This window comes from Streptomyces novaecaesareae (assembly GCF_000716875.1).
Lineage (GTDB): Bacteria > Actinomycetota > Actinomycetes > Streptomycetales > Streptomycetaceae > Kitasatospora > Kitasatospora novaecaesareae.
Window position 1 is genome coordinate 14778 of the sequence record NZ_JNWQ01000081.1, and the last position, 15990, is coordinate 30767.

The 15990-nt window shown below is 72.5% G+C and carries 13 protein-coding genes; 9 read left to right on the forward strand and 4 right to left on the reverse strand.

The features are described from left to right. The first annotated feature begins 73 nt into the window (after positions 1-73). Positions 74-406, forward strand: coding sequence for a DUF2218 domain-containing protein (locus OP86_RS26030; protein WP_033333440.1), 333 nt, complete (start codon positions 74-76; stop codon positions 404-406). On the opposite strand, the gene OP86_RS26035 is transcribed toward OP86_RS26030, so the two are convergent. Together OP86_RS26035 and gabT are read right to left on the reverse strand one after the other, a co-directional pair. Beyond that, positions 379-1053 (reverse strand): phosphatase PAP2 family protein, encoded by a 675-nt coding sequence (locus tag OP86_RS26035; protein ID WP_157849843.1) that lies wholly within the window; start codon positions 1051-1053, stop codon positions 379-381. The two genes, OP86_RS26030 and OP86_RS26035, sit on opposite strands and share 28 nt — an antisense overlap. 490 nt (positions 1054-1543) lie before the next feature. Continuing rightward, positions 1544-2899 (reverse strand): 4-aminobutyrate--2-oxoglutarate transaminase, encoded by a 1356-nt coding sequence (gabT, locus tag OP86_RS26040; RefSeq protein WP_030060605.1) that lies wholly within the window; start codon positions 2897-2899, stop codon positions 1544-1546. Between the two features lie 241 nt (positions 2900-3140). Here gabT and OP86_RS26045 point away from each other — a divergent pair, with 241 nt between their 5' ends. The 3 genes from OP86_RS26045 to OP86_RS26055 all read left to right on the forward strand — a co-directional run bounded on the left by OP86_RS26045 (position 3141) and on the right by OP86_RS26055 (position 8566). Further along, the gene (locus tag OP86_RS26045; protein WP_030060606.1) at positions 3141-5243 is read left to right on the forward strand and encodes a hypothetical protein; all 2103 of its coding nucleotides are present in this window, start codon (positions 3141-3143) and stop codon (positions 5241-5243) included. A 165-nt stretch (positions 5244-5408) separates the two neighbouring features. Next, on the forward strand, positions 5409-6977 hold the full coding sequence (locus tag OP86_RS26050; RefSeq protein WP_030060607.1) for a PucR family transcriptional regulator: 1569 nt from the start codon (positions 5409-5411) through the stop codon (positions 6975-6977). 146 nt (positions 6978-7123) lie between these two features. Beyond that, complete coding sequence (locus OP86_RS26055) at positions 7124-8566, forward strand: aldehyde dehydrogenase family protein (RefSeq protein WP_030060608.1); 1443 nt, start codon at positions 7124-7126, stop codon at positions 8564-8566. Between the two features lie 67 nt (positions 8567-8633). On the opposite strand, the gene OP86_RS26060 is transcribed toward OP86_RS26055, so the two are convergent. Continuing rightward, positions 8634-9302, reverse strand: coding sequence for an SDR family oxidoreductase (locus tag OP86_RS26060; protein WP_030060609.1), 669 nt, complete (start codon positions 9300-9302; stop codon positions 8634-8636). 80 nt (positions 9303-9382) lie between these two features. Between OP86_RS26060 and dxr the strand changes: the two genes are divergently transcribed. The 5 genes from dxr (at position 9383) to OP86_RS26085 (ending at position 14958) form a co-directional block, all read left to right on the forward strand. Then, positions 9383-10612, forward strand: a complete 1230-nt coding sequence (dxr, locus tag OP86_RS26065; protein WP_030260718.1) for a 1-deoxy-D-xylulose-5-phosphate reductoisomerase — start codon at positions 9383-9385, stop codon at positions 10610-10612. 58 nt (positions 10613-10670) lie between these two features. Then, positions 10671-11975, forward strand: a complete 1305-nt coding sequence (locus OP86_RS26070; RefSeq protein WP_030060612.1) for a M50 family metallopeptidase — start codon at positions 10671-10673, stop codon at positions 11973-11975. Positions 11976-12119: 144 nt separating this feature from the next. Then, a complete protein-coding gene (ispG, locus tag OP86_RS26075) occupies positions 12120-13280 on the forward strand; it encodes a flavodoxin-dependent (E)-4-hydroxy-3-methylbut-2-enyl-diphosphate synthase (protein ID WP_030060613.1) in 1161 nt (386 codons plus the stop codon). Between the two features lie 170 nt (positions 13281-13450). Then, positions 13451-14326, forward strand: coding sequence for a GNAT family N-acetyltransferase (locus tag OP86_RS26080; protein ID WP_051830670.1), 876 nt, complete (start codon positions 13451-13453; stop codon positions 14324-14326). 89 nt (positions 14327-14415) lie between these two features. Beyond that, on the forward strand, positions 14416-14958 hold the full coding sequence (locus OP86_RS26085) for a GNAT family N-acetyltransferase (RefSeq protein ID WP_030060615.1): 543 nt from the start codon (positions 14416-14418) through the stop codon (positions 14956-14958). Between the two features lie 34 nt (positions 14959-14992). On the opposite strand, the gene OP86_RS26090 is transcribed toward OP86_RS26085, so the two are convergent. Continuing rightward, positions 14993-15916: an aminoglycoside phosphotransferase family protein gene (locus OP86_RS26090; protein ID WP_030260721.1), complete on the reverse strand. Its 924-nt coding sequence runs from the start codon at positions 15914-15916 to the stop codon at positions 14993-14995. Positions 15917-15990 lie beyond the last annotated feature (74 nt).

The window sequence follows — 15990 nt, forward strand, 5'->3', positions numbered from 1 at the left end:
CTTAGCTCAGTATCTGGGCTAGCGTAGCCGTCAGTGAGGGGACCCTAAGTTCCCGCCGAACCCTGGAGCACCCATGCCCGTTTCCACCGCCCGCGTCGCCACCGACCGCCCCGGCCGCTACGCCAAGCAGCTCGCCGCCCACATGGGCCGCAAGATCGAGGCCGCCTACTCCGAGGAGACCGGCCGCGGCACGCTCGTCTTCACCGCCGGCACCGCCACCCTGGAGGCGCAGCCCGACGCCCTGCTGCTCACCGTCGAGGGCGAACGCGAGAACCTGCCCGGTCTGGAGGACGTCGTCGGCCGCCACCTCGTCCGCTTCGGCGCGCGCGACGAACTCGTCGTCGAATGGCAGCGCGACAACGGCGAGACCGGCCTGGTTCACCGCAACGACGACCCCGAGGCCTGACGCCCCCCGGCGCCCGGCCGGGGCAGCCACCGGTCGAGCGCCCACAGCACCAGCACCGCCAGGCACCAGGCGGCCAGCACGTCCAGCAGCCAGTGGAAGTCGCTCCACACCAGCCCCGTACCCACCCCGAGAGCCGCCAGCGCCGCGCCCGCCGCCAGCCCCCGGGCGGCGCCCGGCCCCGCCACCCGGGCCAGCAGCAGGGCCGCCACCCCGTAGGAGATCGTCGCCGTCGCGGTGTGCCCGGAGGGATACCAGCCCCACTGCCCCGGCGTCAGCGGCTCCCCGAGCGGGCCCGGCCGGGCGAAGGCCGACTTCGCCGGGACCACCAGCAGCGGGATCAGCCCCGCCGCCAGTACCGCCACCGGCAGCGGCAGCCACCAGCGCAGCGCCCCGGCCCGGCGCCACCCCCCGGCGGCCAGCACGCCCGCCAGCAGCAGCACCGGGATCGCCGGGACGCTGCTGCCCAGGTCCGACAGGACATGGCCGAGACCGTCGAGCAGCGCGCTCGGGAACTCCCGTCGGGCCGTGTGCACCGCCCCGCGGACCCACCGGTCCACCCCGAGCAGCGGCCCGTCCACCGCCACCTGCCAGGACACCGCCAGCAGCACCGCCGCGGCCACCACCGGCACGGCCGCTGACCGCGCCACCCGGCCCAGGACGACGGACAGCCGCCCCGGAGCAGGGGGGAGAGCTCCGGGGCGGCTCTGATGATCGCCGTTCCGTGCGCCCCGGGGGGTGTGGGTCGGACGGTCGGTCGATCGGCCTTCGGTATGCGCCGACCCTCGCGGGGCGGCCTGGTTGTCCTCGCGGGGCACCCGCGGACCCGCTCCCGAGGGAGGCTCCGCGGACGGCTCCGCCAATGGCTGAGGCTCGCTGTCCATCTGCGATGACACTACGTCAACAGCCCTTCCGCGCCGAGCGCCTTCAGCGATTCCGCACATCATCTTCACCCCGCACCGGGCAACCTCCGGGGCGCCCCGTCGATCATGCCCGGCCCGCCGCACCGGCCCGTCCGCGGCTCCCGTACACACCGTCCGCGACTCCCGTGCACAACCGAACGGCCCGTGAGGACCAGAGGTCCCCACGGGCCGTTCAGCGCTGTCCGGACATCCCTCCGGCAGGCAGGTGGCGCCTGGATCAGGCGGCGGTGACACCCTGGAGCGCGAAGGCGCCCTCGATGATGTCCAGACCCTCCTCGAGCAGGTGCTCCGGGATCACCAGCGGCGGCAGGAAACGCAGCACGTTGCCGTAGGTGCCGGCGGTGAGGACCACCAGACCCTCGGCGTGGCAGGCCTTGGCCACGGCGGCGGTGAGCTCCGGGTTCGGCTCCTTGGAACCCGGCTTCACCAGCTCGATCGCGATCATCGCGCCGCGGCCGCGGACCTCGCCGATCACCTCGAACTTCTCCTGCAGCGCCCGCAGACGGCCCAGCATGACCTCGCCGATCCGCTGCGCCTTGCCGTTGAGGTCCTGCTCCTTCATCGTCTCGATGGCGCCCAGCGCGGCGGCACACGCCACCGGGTTGCCGCCGTAGGTGCCGCCCAGGCCACCCGCGTGCGCGGCGTCCATGATCTCGGCGCGGCCGGTCACCGCGGCCAGCGGCAGACCGCCGGCGATGCCCTTGGCGGTGGTGATCAGGTCCGGGACGATGCCCTCGTCGTCACAGGCGAACCACTGGCCGGTGCGGCAGAAGCCCGTCTGGATCTCGTCCGCGACGAACACGATGCCGTTCGCCTTCGCGAACTCCACGATCGCCGGCAGGAAGCCCTTGGCCGGCTCGATGAAGCCGCCCTCGCCCTGGATCGGCTCGATGATGATCGCCGCGACGTTCTCGGCACCGATCTGCTTGGTGATGACGTCGATCGCCTGCGCGGCGGCCTCGGCGGCACAGTTCTCCGCACCCGTCAGCCAGCGGTACGGGTAGGCCACCGGCACCCGGTAGATCTCCGGGGCGAACGGGCCGAAGCCCTGCTTGTACGGCATGTTCTTCGCCGTCAGACCCATGGTGAGGTTCGTACGGCCGTGGTAGCCGTGGTCGAACACCACGACGGCGGTGCGCTTGGTGTACGCGCGGGCGATCTTCACCGCGTTCTCGACCGCCTCGGCGCCCGAGTTGAACAGCGCGGTGCGCTTCTCGTGGTCGCCCGGGGTCAGCTCGTTCAGCTGCTCGGCGACGGCCACGTAACCCTCGTACGGGGTCACCATGAAGCAGGTGTGGGTGAAGGCGGCCAGCTGCTCGGTCGCCTTGGCCACCACGGCCTCGGCGCTGTTGCCGACGTTCGTCACGGCGATGCCGGAACCGAAGTCGATCAGCGAGTTGCCGTCCACGTCCTCCAGCACACCGCCGTTGGCACGGGACACGTACACCGGCAGGGTGGTGCCGACGCCGGCCGCCACCGCACCCAGCTTGCGGGCCTGCAGCTCCTGCGACTTCGGACCGGGGATCGCGGTGACCAGGCGGCGCTCCTGCGGGAGCGGCGTTGCGGCGCTCATGGGGTTTCTCCAGACTTCTCGGCTCGGTGCTTCGCAGGCTACGGCCGCCCTCCCCGGCCAGGCATGCGCCACTCGGTAGCACTGCGCCGTCCGACTTGTCCGACCCGGCCAGCGCGGACGGCGCGACTACCCGCAGGCCCCGCTCCACTACCCTGAGCGCGGGCGTGTCGCCGGTACGGCGGCATGGGTATGGCGGCACCGACGGCGGTCGGGCCGGGCGGGCGAGGGAGCGGGGCCGTACATGGCACAGGACGGGTCACACCACCACGGCGAGCGCACCACCACCAGACCCCCGACCCCCCTGCCCCACCAACGACCGGGCACGGCCGCGGACGGGTCCTTCGACCTCGCGGCGTGGGTGGCGGTCCCGCGGTCGGAGGCCGCACCGGGGATCTTCCGTCAGGGGTACAAGTGGACCGATCCCACGGAGGCGGAAGAAGCGAAGGTCCCCACCGGGCAACTGTTGTGGCGCGCCGTGCTCAACCTCGTCGCGACCGTCGCGACGTACTACATCGGCACGTTCGTGCTCGTGTGGGCGGTGGGGCTTCTCGGCTGGTTCGCCGGAACGTCTCCGGACCAGTTCAACACCGTGCAGGTCCTCATCAACTTGGTCACCATCGGCTGCGCGGCCGCGGTGTTCTGGCGGACCGGACGGTGGCGCGAGGTCGGCCGTCGGTTCCTCACGCGTTCCGGATGGCGGAAGAACGTCGCTCCGGTCCTCGCTCGCGCCATCACCCACGAGGGACCTGCTCCGGTCGGGCCTGCCGTCGACTTTGAGTCGGTGCCCACCGTCGATCCGTGGTTCGCCCAACGGTCGGGCGGGGCGTCGGCGGCCGCCGAGAAGCTGGACCGGTCGAAGGCCGGGGATGTCGACTACGTCCGGATCCAGCGGGCATGGGAGTCCGCGCAGGCGGATGCCGTCTTTCTCCCCGCCTTCGTCGACCAGGTGCTCGCACGAGGTGCGGCGGCCTTCTCGCACCCCTCGGAGGCTCGGGACCTGGCAACCCGTAAGGCCTGGCACGATCTGCTGCTGCGGCAGGTGAGGCTCGGGACGACGCAGGACGTGGTGAAGAACCCGCACAGCCATCGGTCGACCGGATTCGCCGTGGACCCCGGTGTCCTGGGAACGTCGCTGCTCGCCGTCGGCCCTGCAGGAACCGGTAAGACGGCTCGGCTCGCCCGACCGGTCACGGAAGCCCTGTGTCTGCAGGCGCTGGCCGGGACGGCATGCGTCGTGGTCGTCGGTGCGGCCGACGTGGATCTCGGCCCGGACACCTGGTACGACGTGGTGATCGCACCGGGCGAGCCGGGGTCCGCCTACGGCCTGGACCTCTACGGCGCCACGCAGGATCCGGACGAGGCGGCGGCCAGACTCGCCGACGCCCTGCTTCCGGACGAGCTGATCGCGCGTGCAGAGATTGCCCGCACGACCCTGCAGCAAGTGATCGGGCCCTTCCACACGGCCTACGGGCGCTACCCCGGAGTCCGTGAACTGAGAGCGCTGCTCTCCGGCGAGCCGGACGTGATGGAGCCGCTCGTCAAGGCCCTTCGCGAAGTCGGCCGGTTGGCGGTCTACGAGCGGGACCTCGAGTACCGGCAGCGGCAGCAGGAACGTGCCGACGACCCGGGCGTTCTGCTGGCGGACCGCCTGGCGTTGCTCGATCGTCCGGCGTTCGAGGGGGCTTTCGCCACGGACGGAACGGGGCACCTGCCCTTCGCCATGCGTGCGCTCGATCATCCGCTGCGAGTTCGGGTGAAGCTCCCCGAGCGGAGTCACCCGGAGGCTGCTCGGATCTTGTCGCGTCTGGTGGTGGGGCAGTTCGTCGTGGCGGCGGCCGCCCGTGAGGACCGTTCGTTGTTCGCCGGCTTGGTGGTGGACGACGCGTCCGCCGCGCTCGATGCGAACACCGTCCGCGGTCTCCAGCGGATGCGGGGTGCCAACGCGGGCGCGGTGCTCCTGCTCCGTACCCTGATGGACCTGCCGGAGGCGTTGAGGACTCCTCTCTTCGGGGCCGTGGGTTGTCGCATGGTCTTCCCCGGTATCGCCCCGTGGGACGGGAAGTTCTTCTCCGAGGCGTGGGGCACGCACGTCGTCCACGAAACCGAGGTCACCCATACCCCCGACACCTCCGGTGGGGTGATCAGGCGGGTGGGGCGGGTCGGGCGGAAGGCGTTGTCGGGGACGACGGCGCAGACGGAGTCGGTGACGACGCGGGATGTGGAGCGGTTGCGGTGGTCGCCGTCGGATCTGGCGCACGCGTTGCCGGCGGGGCATGCGGTGGTGTCGTTGACGGCGGTGTCGGGGGAGCAGGTGCCGCCGTTGTTGGTGGATCTGCGGGGGTGAGGCGGGGGCTGAGGCGGGGCGGGGCCGGAAGTCGCCTTCGAGGTGGATTCGGCAGTGCCGGTTGTCCGGGGCGTCCATAATGAAGGGGAGAGACCCTCACCAGTCCCACGTCCCTCTCCTCGCCCGGCCGCAACGGCGCGGTCAGGTCGATCCCCCGAAGGTGCCATGCCCCCCACACTCGCCTCCGTCGTCCGCAACAGTTCGCTCCATCTGACGGTCCTTGCCGGCACGGACCATCTGGAGCGGCCGGTCCGCTGGGTGCACACCAGCGAGCTGGACGACCCGACGCCGTTCCTGGAGGGTGGCGAGCTGCTGCTCACCACCGGGATCAAGCTGGGCCGTACGGCGGCGCAGTTGCAGGCGTACGTGCACCGGTTGGCCGACGCCGGGGTGGTGGGGCTGGGGCTCGGGGTGGGGCTGTCGCACACCGAGGTGCCGCAGCCGTTGGTGGATGCGGCGGCGCAGCGCGGGTTGCCGTTGTTGCGGGTGCCGGAGCCGACGCCGTTCATCGCGATCAGCAAGGTGGTGTCGGCGGCGCTGGCCGCGGAGCAGTACGAGGCGGTGACGACCAGCTTCGAGGCGCAGGAGGAGCTGACCAGGGCCGCGCTGGGCAAGGACGGTACGACGGCCGTGGTGCGTCGGCTGGCGGCGCGGCTGGGGGGCTGGGCGGCGCTGTACGACGGGTCGGGCGCGCTGTCGGTGGTGGCGCCGGACTGGGCGGCGCGGCGGGCGGGGCGGCTGGCGGCGGAGGTGGATCGGCTGCGTCGGCGGCCGGCGCCGTCGAGTGCTGCGTTGCAGGGGCGGGCGCCGGGGATAGACACGGCGGACGAGGACTACGTGGTGGTCCAGTCGCTGGGGGCGGACCGGCGGGCGCGGGGTTTCCTGGCGGTCGGGACCGAGGACCGGATCACGCCGACCGAGCGGTACGTGCTGAACGCGGCGGTGGCGCTGCTGACCCTCACGCTGGAGCGTTCGCGCGAGCTGCGGCAGGCGGAGGAGCGGATGGGCGCGGCGCTGCTGCGGATGGTGCTGGCGGGTGAGGTGGCGACGGCCCGGCAGGTGGCGGTGGGGCTGTTCGGTGGTCTGCCGGAGGGGACGATACGGGTCCTGGTGGCGGGGACGGGGCCGGCCAATGCGGAGACCGCGGAGGCGCTCGGGGAGTTGGGCGACCGGGCGGAGCAGGCGGGTGCCCGGGTGGGGGAGAAGCTGCTGGTGGCGCGGGAGGACGGCGCGCACGGGCCGCGGTTGATGGTGTTGGCGCTGGACAACGGCGCGGTGCACCGGGCGTGCCTGGGCGCGGTGGAGGAGCACGAGGGCGTGTCGCTGGGCGTGTCGGCGCCGGCCGCCTTGGAGGAGGCCGGGACGGCGTACGCGCAGGCGGAGCGGGCGCTGGCGGTGGCGCTGCGCGGCGGTCGCCGGTCGGTGGACCACGAGGAGGTCGGCGCGGGGTCGCTGCTGCCGCTGCTCGGGGAGGACGCGGTGACGGCGTTCGCGGAGGGGTTGTTGCGGCCGTTGCGGGAGCACGACCGGACGGCCCGCGGTGATCTGGTGGCCTCGCTGCGGGCGTGGTTGTCCAGGCACGGGCAGTGGGACGCGGCGGCGGCCGATCTGGGTGTGCACCGGCACACGCTGCGCTACCGGATGCGGCGGGTGGAGGAGCTGCTGGGTCGTTCGCTGGACGACACGGACGTGCGCATGGAGCTGTGGCTGGCGCTGCGTTCCGGCGAGGAGTAGGACGCCCGCCTGGACGCGGTGGAGTGGGCTCGGGGCCGAACGCTCCTAGTCGGCCAATCCGGTCGGCGCGCCGACGCACCTACCCTCGGGTTCTGGTCCCACGTCCGTGCGGGCCGTACGACGACGAGGAGAGGGCCGGTACCACGGTGACCACCACGTACGATTTCTGGCTCGCCGGCCGCCGGGCGAGCGGTGACGCCGACTTCGAGGTGCACAACAGCTGGGACGGCCGTCTGGTCGGCAAGGTGAGCATCCCGACCGAGGCCCAGGTCGAGGAGGCGCTGGACGCCGCCGTCGCCGCGCTGCCGGTGTTCGCCGCGACCCCGGCGCACCAGCGTGCCGCCGCCCTGGACCACGTGGCCAAGCGGCTGGCCGAGCGCACCGAGGAGATCGCCCAGCTGATCACCGCGGAGAACGGCAAGCCGATCAAGTGGGCCCGCGGTGAGGTCGGCCGCGCGGTGTCGGTCTTCCGCTGGGCCGCCGAGGAGGCGCGCCGTACCAACGGCGAGACCATGCGTCTGGACACCGACCCGGGCGGCGTGGGCCGTTTCGCGGTGGTGCGCCGCTTCCCGCGCGGTGTGGTGCTGGGCATCGCCCCGTTCAACTTCCCGCTGAACCTGGTCGCCCACAAGGTCGCCCCGGCGATCGCGGTCGGCGCCCCGATCATCCTGAAGCCGGCTCCGGCGACTCCGCTGTCGGCGATGGTGCTTGGCGAGATCCTGGCCGAGACCGATCTGCCGGTCGGCTCCTGGTCGATCCTGACCGTGCCGAACGACCGGATGCCGGCGCTGGTGCAGGACGAGCGCCTGCCGGTGATCTCGTTCACCGGTTCGGACAAGGTCGGCTACCAGATCATGGATTCGGTGCCGCGCAAGCACTGCACCCTGGAGCTGGGCGGCAACGCCGCGGCCGTGGTGCTCGCCGACTGGTCCTCGGAGGCCGACCTGGACTGGGCGGCCACCCGGATCGCGATGTTCGCCAACTACCAGGGCGGCCAGTCCTGCATCTCGGTGCAGCGGGTGATCGCCGACGCGTCGGTGTACGACGCGCTGGTGGAGAAGGTCGTGGCCAAGGTGAAGGCGCAGGTCACGGGTGACCCGACCGACGGTGCGACGGACGTCGGCCCGCTGGTGGACGAGAACGCCGCGAAGCGGGTGGAGTCCTGGGTGGAGGACGCGGTCGCCAAGGGCGCCAAGGTGCTGACCGGCGGTACCCGCGAGGGTGCGACCTACGCGCCGACCGTGCTGGCCGAGCTGCCCGCGGACGCGATCCTGGCCAAGGCCGAGGCGTTCGGCCCGGTGCTGTCGCTGCACCGGGTGGACGGCGTGGACGAGGCCTTCGCGGCCGTCAACGACTCGGCGTTCGGCCTGCAGGCGGGCGTGTTCACGCACGACCTGCAGACCGCCTTCCGTGCCCACCGGGAGCTGGAGGTCGGCGGTGTGATCATCGGCGACGCGCCGTCCTACCGTGCGGACCAGATGCCGTACGGCGGCGTCAAGGACTCCGGCGTCGGCCGTGAGGGCGTCAAGTACGCGATGGACGATTACACCGTCGAGAAGGTCCTGGTCCTGACCGGCCTCGACCTCTGAGACACCGGTCTCCGGGAGACCGACTGACGCAGGGCCCGGTCCGCCTCGGACCGGGCCCGGCGTGCGTTCAGCCGTCGTGTCCGGCCGCGGCGGCGACGGCCTCCTCGACGGTGGCGTTCCCGGCGACCAGCTCCAGGGTCAGCCCGGCGGTGGCGGGCTCGCGCAGCAGGGCGGCCAGGACGGCGGCGACGTCGGCCCGGTCCACCGCGCCGCGCGCGACCGAGGGGGCCAGCCGGACCAGGCCGGTGCCGGGTCCGTCGGTGAGCTGCCCGGGGCGCAGCACCGTCCAGTCCAGGGTGGTTCTGGCCCGGACCGCGTCGTCGGCGGCGCCCTTGGCCCGCAGGTAGGTCTCGAAGACCTCGTCGGCGGGGTGGTGGGCGTCGGCGTCGGCGCCCATCGAGGAGACGATCACGTAGCGGCGGACGCCGGCGAGTTCGGCGGCGTCGGCGAGGAGTACGGCGGCGTCGCGGTCGACGGTGTTCTTGCGGGCGGCGCCGCTGCCCGGCCCGGCGCCGGCGGCGAAGACCACCGCGTCGGCGCCGGTGAGCAGTTCGGCGAGCTGCGGGGCGGTGGCGGCCTCCAGGTCGAGCAGCAGCGGCTCGGCTCCGGCGTCGGTCAGGTCCTGGGCCTGTTCGGGGCGGCGGATGATCCCGGCGGGGCGATCGCCGCGGTCGGCGAGCAGCCGTTCGAGTTTCAGCGCGATCTGTCCGTGGCCTCCGGCGATGACGGTACGCATGGCTCAGACGGTAGCCCGAGGGGTGCCGGATCGTCCTGGGGAGGTCCTGGGCGCGGTCGCGGACAGGACACAATGGGCACATGACTTCGCTCGCCCATCCGCAGCTGCGTTTCACGCCCACCGTGGCGGACCCCTCCGGCCCCCGGGAGCTGGTGATCCTCGGTTCCACCGGTTCGATCGGCACCCAGGCCATCGACGTGGTGCTCCGCCATCCGGACCGGTTCCGGGTGGTCGCGCTGTCGGCGGCCGGCGGCCGGGTGGAGCTGCTGGCCGAGCAGGCGCTGCGGCTGGGCGTGCACACGGTGGCGGTGGCCGACCCGGCGGCGGAGCCGGCGCTGCGCGAGGCGCTGGCGGCGAAGGCGGCGGGCGCTCCGCTGCCGACCGTGCTGGCGGGCCCGGAGGCGGCGACGGAGCTGGCCGCCATGGAGTGCCACTCGGTGCTGAACGGCATCACCGGGTCGATCGGGCTGCGGCCGACGCTGGCCGCGCTGGAGGCGGGCCGGGTGCTGGTGCTGGCCAACAAGGAGTCGCTGATCGTCGGCGGCCCGCTGGTGAAGGCGGTGGCGAAGCCGGGCCAGATCGTGCCGGTGGACTCCGAGCACACCGCGATCTTCCAGGCGCTGGCCGGCGGCACCCGGGCGGAGGTCCGCAAGCTGGTGGTGACCGCGAGCGGCGGCCCGTTCCGGGGCCGGACCCGGGAGCAGCTGGCCGGGGTGACGGCGGCGGACGCGCTGGCCCACCCGACCTGGGCGATGGGCCCGGTGATCACGATCAACTCGGCGACCCTGGTCAACAAGGGCCTGGAGGTGATCGAGGCGCACCTGCTGTACGACGTGCCCTTCGACCGGATCGAGGTCGTGGTCCATCCGCAGTCGGTGGTGCACTCGATGGTGGAGTTCACCGACGGTTCGACCCTGGCGCAGGCCAGCCCGCCGGACATGCGGATGCCGATCGCCCTGGGCCTGGGCTGGCCGGACCGGGTGCCGGACGCCGCCCCGGCCTGTGACTGGACGAAGGCCGCGACCTGGGAGTTCTTCCCGCTGGACGACGAGGCCTTCCCGGCGGTCGAGCTGGCCCGCGAGGTGGGCACCCTGGGCGGCACCGCTCCGGCGGTGTTCAATGCGGCGAACGAGGAGTGCGTGGAGGCCTTCCTGAAGGGCCGCCTCGCCTTCACCGGAATCGTGGACACTGTTGCCAAGGTCGTGGCCGAGCACGGTACGCCTGCGGCGGGAACTTCCCTGACGGTGGAGGACGTCCTGCACGCGGAGGACTGGGCGCGCGCCCGGGCCCGCGAGCTGGCGGCGGGCTGACGGACGCGATCCCGGTAGGACGAGACGATGAGCGGAGCGGAATGACGGAGGACCAGCGGTGGCAACGGTTTTGACGGTGGTCGGCATCCTGGTCTTCGTCATCGGGCTGCTCATCTCGATCGCCTGGCACGAACTCGGCCACCTCTCCACGGCCAAGCTGTTCGGCATCCGGGTGCCGCAGTACATGGTCGGCTTCGGCCCGACCGTCTGGTCGCGCCGGAAGGGCGAGACCGAGTACGGCATCAAGGCGATCCCGTTCGGCGGGTACATCCGGATGATCGGGATGTTCCCGCCGGGCGATGACGGCCGGATCACCAAGCGCAGCAGCTCGCCCTGGCGCACCATGATCGAGGACGCCCGCGAGGCCTCCTACGAGGAGCTCCAGGACGGCGACGAGCAGCGGCTCTTCTACACCCGCAAGCCGTGGAAGCGCGTCATCGTCATGTTCGCCGGGCCGTTCATGAACCTGGTCCTGGCGTTCGGGCTGTTCCTGACCGTCATGATGGGCTTCGGCGTCTCGATGAACGTGCCGACGGTCAGCACCGTCGCCCAGTGCGTCGTCAAGGCGGGCCAGCCCACCGACAACTGCCCGGAGGGCGCCCCGCAGACCCCGGCCGCCCAGGCCGGGCTGAAGGCCGGGGACCGGATCGTCTCCTTCGACGGCGACCGGATCCGCACCTACGACCAGCTCCAGACGGACATCCGCCGGTCGGCCGGCCGGACCGTGCCGGTCGTGGTCGAGCGGGACGGGCAGCAGCTCACCCTCAGCCCGACCATCGCCGTCAACGACGTCCAGAAGTACGACGGGAACAACGTCCCGATCAAGGGTCAGACCGTCCAGGCCGGGTTCCTCGGATTCACTCCCGCGAGTGGTGTGGTCCGGCTGGGCTTCGGGCAGTCGCTCGACCGGATGTACGACATGACCGAGAACGGGGTGAAGTCGCTGGTCGCCCTGCCCGGCAAGATCCCCGGGCTGTGGAACGCCGTCGTCGGCGACGCCCCGCGCGACCCGGACTCGCCGATCGGCATGGTCGGCGCCGCCCGGGTGAGCGGCGAGGTCTTCTCGCTCGACATCCCCGGCACCCAGCGGATCGCGTTCTTCGTGAACCTGCTGGCCGGCATCAACCTGTCGCTCTTCCTCTTCAACATGCTGCCGCTGCTCCCGCTGGACGGCGGCCACATCGCCGGCGCGGTCTGGGAGGCGGTCCGGCGCCGCCTCGCACAGCTGTTCCGCAGGCCCGACCCGGGCCCGTTCGACGTCGCCAAGCTGATGCCGGTGGCGTACGTCGTGGCCAGCATCTTCATCGGTTTCACGCTGCTGGTGATGGTCGCGGACCTGGTGAACCCGGTGAAGATCAGCTAGGACGTTCGGGTACGGCGGGTGTGCTGGGGGCCGTTGCCGTGCCGTACCGTGGAGGCCGGGTGCGCGATCGTCAGCGCGCCCGGCCCCGTCCGTTCCAACGGCCGGGCGGTCGACCACACCTCTACCCCGGGGAACCCTGCGCACATGACCGCGATCTCGCTCGGTATTCCGTCCCTGCCGCTCAAGCCGCTCGCCAAGCGTCGTTACTCCCGGCAGATCATGGTCGGCAACGTGCCGGTCGGCGGCGACGCCCCGGTCTCGGTGCAGTCGATGACCACCACGGTGACCGCGGACATCAACGCCACGCTGCAGCAGATCGCGGAGCTCACCGCGTCGGGCTGCCAGATCGTCCGGGTCGCCTGCCCGTCGCAGGACGACGCCGACGCGCTGCCGATCATCGCGAAGAAGTCGAAGATCCCGGTCATCGCGGACATCCACTTCCAGCCGAAGTACGTCTTCGCCGCGATCGACGCCGGCTGTGCCGCGGTGCGCGTCAACCCGGGCAACATCAAGGCCTTCGACGACAAGGTCGGCGAGATCGCCAAGGCGGCCAAGGACGCCGGCGTGCCGATCCGGATCGGCGTCAACGCCGGCTCGCTCGACAAGCGCCTGCTGGAGAAGTACGGCCGGGCGACCCCCGAGGCGCTGGTCGAGTCCGCGCTGTGGGAGTGCTCGCTGTTCGAGGAGCACGACTTCCGCGACATCAAGATCTCGGTCAAGCACAACGACCCGGTCGTGATGATCAACGCGTACCGCCAGCTCGCCGCCGCCTGCGACTACCCGCTGCACCTCGGCGTGACCGAGGCCGGGCCGGCCTTCCAGGGCACCATCAAGTCGGCGGTCGCCTTCGGCGCGCTGCTCGCCGAGGGCATCGGCGACACCATCCGGGTCTCGCTCTCCGCCCCGCCGGCCGAGGAGATCAAGGTCGGCAACCAGATCCTGGAGTCGCTCGGGCTGCGCGAGCGCGGCCTGGAGATCGTCTCCTGCCCGTCCTGCGGCCGCGCCCAGGTCGACGTCTACAAGCTCGCCGAGGAGGTCACCGCCGGGCTGGAGGGCATGGAGGTGCCGCTGCGGGTCGCCGTCATGGGCTGCGTCGTGAACGGACCGGGCGAGGCCCGCGAGGCCGACCTGGGCGTCGCCTCCGGCAACGGCAAGGGCCAGATCTTCGTCAAGGGCGAGGTCATCAAGACCGTCCCCGAGTCGAAGATCGTCGAGACCCTGATCGAGGAGGCGCTCAAGCTCGCCGAGCAGATGCAGGCGGCGGGCGTCGAGGCGGGGGCGCCGACCGTCGTCGCGGGGGAGTGAACCCTGCGTAGCTTGTCCTGATCGCGCGGGAACGTCCGCGCGGTGTTCTTCCGGAAGCGGGGCCGTCCGTTCGCGGACGGCCCCGCAGCCGTAGCCGGGTGGGGCCACGGAGTAGGGTGCGGCCAGAGTCGTCTCAGTGAGGTGCTGTCTCGATGCTCGATCGAGGTGTGATGCTCCCGAGCTCCTTCCATGCCGCCCGGGCCCTGGCCACCACCCGGGTGCTGGAGCCGCCCGACCTCGCGGACGCCCTGGAGGTCCTCCACCGCGACCCGGTCGCCAACGCCTTCGTCGCGACCAGGGTCGAAGCCGTCGGGCTGGACCCGTGGCGGCTCGGCGGGGAACTGTGGGGCTGGTACGGCGGGGACGGCGTACTGGACGCCCTCTGCTACGCCGGGGCGAACCTCGTCCTGGTCGACGCCGGGCCGGAAGCGGTCGCGGCGTTCGCCGAGCGGGCCCGCCGGCAGGGGCGGCGCTGCTCCTCGATCGTCGGGCCGGCCGAGGCCACCGCGGCGTTCTGGGCGCTGCTGGAGCGGAGTTGGGGGCCGGCCCGTGAAGTCCGGGCGCACCAGCCGCTGTTGGCCACCGCGGTGCCGTCGGCGGAGATCGCGCCGGACCCGCTGGTGCGGAGGGTGCTGCGCAGCGAGGTCGAGACGCTGATGCCGGCGTGCGTGGCGATGTTCACCGAGGAGGTCGGGGTGTCGCCGCTGGCGGGGGACGGGGGGCTCCTCTACCAGGCCCGGGTGGCCGAACTCGTCACCGCTGGGCGGGCGTTCGCGCGGTTCGGGGAGGACGGGCAGGTCGTCTTCAAGGCGGAGATCGGGGCCGTGACGGAGGGCGCCTGCCAGATCCAGGGCGTCTGGGTGGCGCCGGAGCACCGGGGGCGGGGGCTGTCCGTGACGGGGATGGCGGCGGTCCTGGACATCGCGCTGCGGGAGGTGGCGCCGGTGGTGTCGCTCTACGTCAACGACTTCAACCTGCGGGCCCGGGCGGCGTATCGGCGGGTGGGGTTCCGGGAGGTCGGGGCGTTCATGAGTGTTCTCTTCTGAGCCGTTCCGAGCCGTTCCCGGGGGCTTGGCCCGGGGGCTGTTCCGATCTTCGGCCGCGGTGGCGGGCCGCTGGTAGTAACGTCCGGAGCATGGATCAGCTGACCGGGGTGACGATCGGGGCCATCGACCTTGCAGCCTGGGCGCCGCAGGCGCTGGAGGTCCAGGCGGTGGCGTTCGGGCTCACACCCGAGGAGGTCGCGGTACGGCTGCACATCGTCGGGCGGCACGCCCGGCAGCCTGGGGTGATCGCGCTCGGGGCGATGAGCGGGGAGCGGCTGGTCGGGTTCGGGTACGGCATGCCCAACCAGCGGGAGCACTGGTGGAGCACGGTGATCGAGCCGTATCTGACCGCTCGGGGGTACGAGGACTGGCTGGACGGGGTGTTCGCCGTCACCGAGCTGCACGTGCTGCCGGAGTTCCAGGGGCAGGGGGTCGGCTCGCGGATCATCCGGACGCTGTGCGAGCGGTCGGGGCTGGAGCGGAGCATCCTCTCGGCGATCGACGCGGAGACGCCGGCGCGGCGGCTGTACCGGGCGTTGGGGTACCAGGACCTGGCGCGGGCGGTGCGGTTTCCGGCGACGGAGCGGTTGTACGCGGTGATGGGGGCGCGGTTGCCCCTGCGGGGGGCTTAGGGGTCGGGGGCTGGGAGGGAGTAGTCGGGAGGGGCTAGAGGGAGTCGGCGAGTTCGAGGTAGAGCTCGGCGTCCTCGCGGCGGTCGGCGGTGAGGGAGCGGAGCGCCAGGTCGACGGCCCGGAAGAGGGTCCAGCCGCGCAGGCGGTCCCGGTCGACGTCGAGGGCCTCGGAGAGCTGGTGGAGGCGTCTGCGGAGGGCGGCGGGTACGCCGGGGGATCCGACCAGGGTGTCGGCGCGGTCCAGGGCGAGGCGGGCCAGGTCGTAGGCGCGTTCGCCGGCGGCGGGGCGCGGGTCGATGGCCAGCCAGGGGGCGCGGTCGGCGGCGAGGACGTTGCCGTGGTGGAAGTCGCCGTGGAGGAGGAAGGTCTCGTCGGCGGATTCCGCCAGGGCGCGGGCGGTGTCCAGGGCTTCGGTGACCAGGGCCTGGGCCTCGGTGGCGACGGGGTGGCCGCCGTGTTCCGCGAGGCGGGCGGCGGTCGCGGAGACCCGCTGCGCGAGGGCGGGGAAGGGATGTTCCCCGGGGAGCTCCACCCAGAGGCGGTGCAGCAGGCTGGTGGCCTCCAGCATGGCCTTGGACTCGGCGAGGGAACGGAGCGGGATCTCGCCGTGGAGACGCTCCAGCAGCAGGGCTCCCTCGGCCGGGTCGGCGGCGAGGAGGAGGACCGCGCCCCGGCCGGCCCAGTGGGTGAGGGCGGCGTGCTCGTGGGCGGTCTCGGGGGTGAGCAGGCCGGTCTTGAGGACGGCGGGGGAGAGGTCGTCGCGGTGGACGTACGCGATGAGGCTGAGGCTCCCGCCGGGGTCGAGGACGCGTTCCAGGGTGAGGTCCCAGGCGGCGAGGTGGGCGGCCGCCTTGGCGGGGAGGGCGGCCAGCCATTGGCGGCCGGCCTCGCCGTGGGTGGCGGTGACGGTGTCCGTCAGCCAGGTGGGGACGGTGATGGTGGGTTCGGCTCCCGACATGGGTCCATTGTCGGGGGAGGGGGGCTGTCGTGCGGGGTCTGTCTCTTATACACATCTGACGCTGCCGACGAGCG